Genomic DNA, 4,193 nt, shown 5'->3' on the forward strand with positions numbered 1-4,193 from the left:
GTCTCCTCGGGAGAGCTGTGCGGGGGCAGGGGAGAGGGGGAGGTCGTAGAAGAGGGCGGGCCGGGGAGTCCGGTCAGCCGGTCGCCGTGGTGACCGGTATGCCGAGAAGGCCGGTCAGGAGCGCGTCCGTGGCGGGGGCGAACAGCGCGCGGCCGTCGGTGACGGACTCCAGGCCCATGACCAGGGCGATGCAGATGTCGGCGGCCTCGGCGGGTTCCACGGCGGCCGGGGTCCCCGCTTCGGCGAACAGATCGATGAGTATCCGCCGCAGCGAGCCGGTGAAGCCGTGGCAGATGTCGCCGAAGAGGCGGGCCTTCTCGTCGAGGAGTTCGGCGGAGTGCGGCGAGTCCCCGGACAGGCGCAGGACCAGGTCGAGCTTGGCGTCCAGGACGCCCCGGATGCGCTCGGCGCTCGGCGCGTCTTCGGCCGCCGCCTGCCGGGCCCGCGCGAGCGCCTCGGAGTGCAGGCGCTCGGCGAGCTTGCGGAAGGCGTCGTCCTTGTTGCGCACGTACTGGTAGACCGCTGACCGGGACACGCCCATGGTGGAGGCGATGTCGTCCATCGTCGTGCGCCGTACGCCATACCGGGTGAGGGAGTCGTAGGTGGCGTCGAGGACCTCGTCGAGCCGGTCGGTCGCCATAGGGGTCAGGCCAGCTTCTTGACGAGCTCGTCCGCCAGCGGGGCCGCGGACGCCGGGTTCTGGCCGGTGATCAGATTACGGTCGACGACCACCTTGGGGGCCCACGGCGTGCCCTCCTGGAAGTCGACGCCCGCCGCGACGAGCCGGTCCTGGAGCAGCCACTTGGCCTTCTCGGCGAAGCCCGCCTGCGTCTCCTCGGCGTTGGTGAAGCCGGTCAGCTCATACCCCGCGAAGGCGTTGGAGCCGTCCTGCGTGGTGGCGGCGAGCAGGGCCGCCGGGCCGTGGCAGACGACGCCGAGCGGCATGCCGGTCTCCAGGGCGGTGGCCAGGAGCCTGCCGGAGTCCGCGTCGACGGCGAGGTCTTCCATGGGGCCGTGGCCGCCGGGGTAGAACACGGCGGCGTACTCGGCGAGGTCGACCTCCGCCAGCTTGAGCGGCTCGAGGAACTCGCTGCTCTCCGCGAGGGTCGCGGCGATCTTGTCGGCGGCTTCCTGGCCGCCGTTGACCTCGGGCGCCAGGCTCGCCTGGTCGACGGTCGGCACGACGCCGCCCGGCGTCGCGACCACGATCTCGTGCCCGGCGGCCTTGAACGCCTCGTACGGCGCGACGGCCTCCTCGGCCCAGAAGCCGGTCGGGTGCTGGGTGCCGTCGGCCAGCGTCCAGTGGTCGGCGCCGGTCACGACGAACAGAATCTTGGACATGGTGTCTCTCCGAGGCTGTGATTTCTGACGTTCTGTGCTCAGAGCGTCAGGCGGTGCTGTCCTCGAAGGTAGGCGGGTGCGCCCAACGAAATCCAATAGGCTGACCCATATGGAAGATAGGAATTCCGATGGGTCGGCGGGAATAGCGCCCGAGGCTGCCGCAGGTCCGCTCGACCTGAACCTGCTGCGTACGTTCCTGGCCGTCTACCGCTCGGGTTCCTTCACCGCCGCGGCCCGGCTGCTCGGCCTCTCGCAGCCCACGGTCACCACGCAGATCCGGGCCCTGGAGCGCCAGGTGGGCAGGGAGCTGTTCGAGCGGCTGCCGCGCGGTGCGGCTCCCGCGCCGTTCGCGGACGCCCTCGCCGCGCGTGTCGTCGATCCGCTCGACGCCCTGGCCGCGGTCACCGGGCACGGCGGCCCCCTGGACGGCGCCCCCGCGGAGCCCGTCCATCTGGCGGGCCCGGCGGAGATGCTCTGCCACTGCGCGCTGCCCGCCCTCGCGCCGCTGGTCGAGAAGGGGGTCCGGCTGCGCGTGACGACGGGCCTGACGGACCGGCTCCTGGACGAGTTGCGGGCGGGGCGGCACGATCTGGTGATCGCCACGGCCCGCCCCCGCGGACGCTCCCTGAGCGCGGTGCCCCTCGCGGACGAGGAGTTCGTCCTGGTCGCGGCGCCCTCGTGGGCCGAGCGCATCGGCGGCGCCGCGCGGATCGCCGCCGAGGGCCCCGCCGTACTGCTTGGCGTGCCCCTCGTGACGTACGCGGAGGATCTGCCGATCGCCCGCCGATACTGGCGGCACGTCTTCGGCAAGCGGCTGACCTGCGAGGCCTCCGTCACCGTCCCCGATCTGCGCGGCGTCCTCTCGGCCGTCGTCGCGGGCGCCGGTTTCTCCGTGCTGCCCCGCTACCTCTGCCGTGACGCACTGGCCGCCGGCGCCCTCACCCTCCTGCACGACCCGCAGGACGCCCCGATCAACACCGGCTTCCTCGTGCAGCGGCCCGGTTCGGCGGACAACCCCCATGTCGCCCTCGTGCGCGACCACCTCGTCCAGTCGGCCCGCGCCTGGTAGCCGGGCCCGCCTACTCGCCCGCCGCGTCCCGGGTGATCCGGTCCCACTGGGCGCCCATGGCCGCGGCGAGCGCCTGCGCCGCCGACAGGGGCCGGACCATCACCGTGAACTCGTCGATCAGCCCGTCCTCGTCGAGGTGGAGGAAGTCGCAGCCGGTGATCTGCCGGTCCCCGACCCTTGCCTCGAAGACGAGTGCGAAATCCCGCCCTGAGGCGTCGTTGATCTCGCGTACGTACCGGAAGTCCTCGAAGACGCGCGTGACGCCGCGCAGGATCGCGGAGGTCGTCGCCTTGCCGGGGTAGGGCCGGAACACGACCGGGCTGGTGAAGACGACGTTCTCGGCCAGCAGGGCCTCCATCGCCGCGTGGTCGTTGGCCTCTACGGCCTTGCGGAAAGCCTGCATGCCCACACCTCGGTCCTCGTTGATAGTCAATTTGTTGAGTAGGTGCAATGGAGAGTAATCACATCGGTGTACGGTGTCCAGATGTCTCTGAAGTACGCGGTGCTCGCGGCGCTCCTGGAGGGCGAGTCGTCCGGCTACGACCTGGCCAAGATCTTCGACGTGTCCGTGTCGAACTTCTGGTCCGCGACTCCCCAGCAGCTCTACCGCGAGCTGGAGCGACTTGCGGGTGACGGCCTGATCGACGCGCGCGTGGTGCAGCAGGAACGCAGGCCGAACAAGCGGATGTTCACGCTCACCGAGGCCGGCCTGCGGGATCTGCACGCCTTCGCCGCCCAGCCGCCGAAACCCATCGCCATCCGGGACGAACTCATGGTCAAGGTGCAGGCCATGGACGGCGCGGACCCCGCCGCCACCCGCGCGCTGATCGAGGAGCGCATGGAGTGGTCGCGCGGCAAACTCGCCCGGTACGAACGGCTGCGCCGCCACCTCCTCGGCGGCCGGGACGAGGCGCAGTACCTGCGCGACGCCGAGCGCATCGGCCCCTACCTCACACTGATGGCGGGCCGCTCCCTGGAGGAGTCGAACCTGCGCTGGGGCGAGCAGGTCCTGGACATCCTCGACCGACGATTCGACTACGCCGACCGAAGCGGGAATTGAGGAGAGAGACGTGGACGAGAAGACGGCACTCGACGCGGCGTCCGGGGCTGCGCGGGCGGGTGGTCAAGCGGCGCCGCCGCGCGCGGTCCTCACCGACTTCGGCGGGGTGCTGACCACCAGCGTGCTCGACTCGTTCCGCTCCTGGTCCGCGCGGGTGAGCGAGGATCCGCTGCTGATCGAGCGGCTGTTCCGGCAGGACACGGAGTCGTCGGCGCTGCTCGTGGAGCACGAATGCGGGCGAATGAGCGAGGCCGAGTTCGAGCGGGGCATCGCGGGGCGGCTGCGCGAGCAGGGCGTGGACGTGGAGGCGGAGGGCCTGGTCTCCGCCATCGGGGCGGGGCTGCGGCCGGACGAGACGATGCTCGCGGCGCTCGCCGGGCTGCGCGCCAAGGGCATCCCGGTGGCGATCGTGTCCAACGCCCTCGGCGACGACTGCTACCAGGGATACGACATGGAGGCGCTCGCGGACGTCGTCGTGATCTCCAGCGAGATCGGCTCCCGCAAGCCCGGCCGCCGCATCTACCGGACGGCCTGCGACCGCCTGGGCGTCGAACCGTCCGACTGCGTCATGATCGACGACCTGGAACACAACCTGAGCGGCGCGGCCCGCCTCGGCATCCGCGGCCTGCACCACGTCGACAGCGACGAGACGGCCCGCGCCCTGGGCGAGTTGTTCGGCGGCGGCCTGCCGACCCGGTAGCCGCTCGCACGCCGGTCTTGGCG

Annotated in this window: 6 protein-coding genes; 3 read left to right on the forward strand and 3 right to left on the reverse strand. The window is 71.5% G+C overall.

Going from position 1 to position 4,193, the window contains the following annotated elements; genetic code table 11:
• Window positions 1-73: 73 nt before the first annotated feature.
• Window positions 74-640, reverse strand: a complete 567-nt coding sequence (locus tag ACQKIP_RS41300) for a TetR/AcrR family transcriptional regulator (RefSeq protein ID WP_365862357.1) — start codon at window positions 638-640, stop codon at window positions 74-76.
• Window positions 641-645: 5 nt separating this feature from the next.
• On the reverse strand, window positions 646-1,341 hold the full coding sequence (locus ACQKIP_RS41305; RefSeq protein WP_365862359.1) for a type 1 glutamine amidotransferase domain-containing protein: 696 nt from the start codon (window positions 1,339-1,341) through the stop codon (window positions 646-648).
• 109 nt (window positions 1,342-1,450) lie between these two features.
• Between ACQKIP_RS41305 and ACQKIP_RS41310 the strand changes: the two genes are divergently transcribed.
• Window positions 1,451-2,410: a LysR family transcriptional regulator gene (locus ACQKIP_RS41310; RefSeq protein ID WP_365862361.1), complete on the forward strand. Its 960-nt coding sequence runs from the start codon at window positions 1,451-1,453 to the stop codon at window positions 2,408-2,410.
• Between the two features lie 10 nt (window positions 2,411-2,420).
• Here ACQKIP_RS41310 and ACQKIP_RS41315 read toward each other — a convergent pair whose 3' ends face one another.
• Window positions 2,421-2,813 (reverse strand): nuclear transport factor 2 family protein, encoded by a 393-nt coding sequence (locus ACQKIP_RS41315; RefSeq protein WP_365862363.1) that lies wholly within the window; start codon window positions 2,811-2,813, stop codon window positions 2,421-2,423.
• Window positions 2,814-2,894: 81 nt separating this feature from the next.
• Between ACQKIP_RS41315 and ACQKIP_RS41320 the strand changes: the two genes are divergently transcribed.
• A complete protein-coding gene (locus ACQKIP_RS41320; RefSeq protein ID WP_365862365.1) occupies window positions 2,895-3,470 on the forward strand; it encodes a PadR family transcriptional regulator in 576 nt (191 codons plus the stop codon).
• Window positions 3,471-3,480: 10 nt separating this feature from the next.
• Window positions 3,481-4,170, forward strand: coding sequence for an HAD family hydrolase (locus ACQKIP_RS41325; RefSeq protein WP_365862367.1), 690 nt, complete (start codon window positions 3,481-3,483; stop codon window positions 4,168-4,170).
• Window positions 4,171-4,193: the final 23 nt, after the last annotated feature.

The organism is Streptomyces sp. NPDC059900 (assembly GCF_050270335.1).
Lineage (GTDB): Bacteria > Actinomycetota > Actinomycetes > Streptomycetales > Streptomycetaceae > Streptomyces.

Coding starts and splice junctions, on each gene's coding strand:
- ACQKIP_RS41300 (WP_365862357.1), bottom strand. CDS start 640: ATGGCGACCGACCGGCTCGACGAGGTCCTCGACGCCACCTACGACTCC.
- ACQKIP_RS41305 (WP_365862359.1), bottom strand. CDS start 1,341: ATGTCCAAGATTCTGTTCGTCGTGACCGGCGCCGACCACTGGACGCTG.
- ACQKIP_RS41310 (WP_365862361.1), top strand. CDS start 1,451: ATGGAAGATAGGAATTCCGATGGGTCGGCGGGAATAGCGCCCGAGGCT.
- ACQKIP_RS41315 (WP_365862363.1), bottom strand. CDS start 2,813: ATGCAGGCTTTCCGCAAGGCCGTAGAGGCCAACGACCACGCGGCGATG.
- ACQKIP_RS41320 (WP_365862365.1), top strand. CDS start 2,895: ATGTCTCTGAAGTACGCGGTGCTCGCGGCGCTCCTGGAGGGCGAGTCG.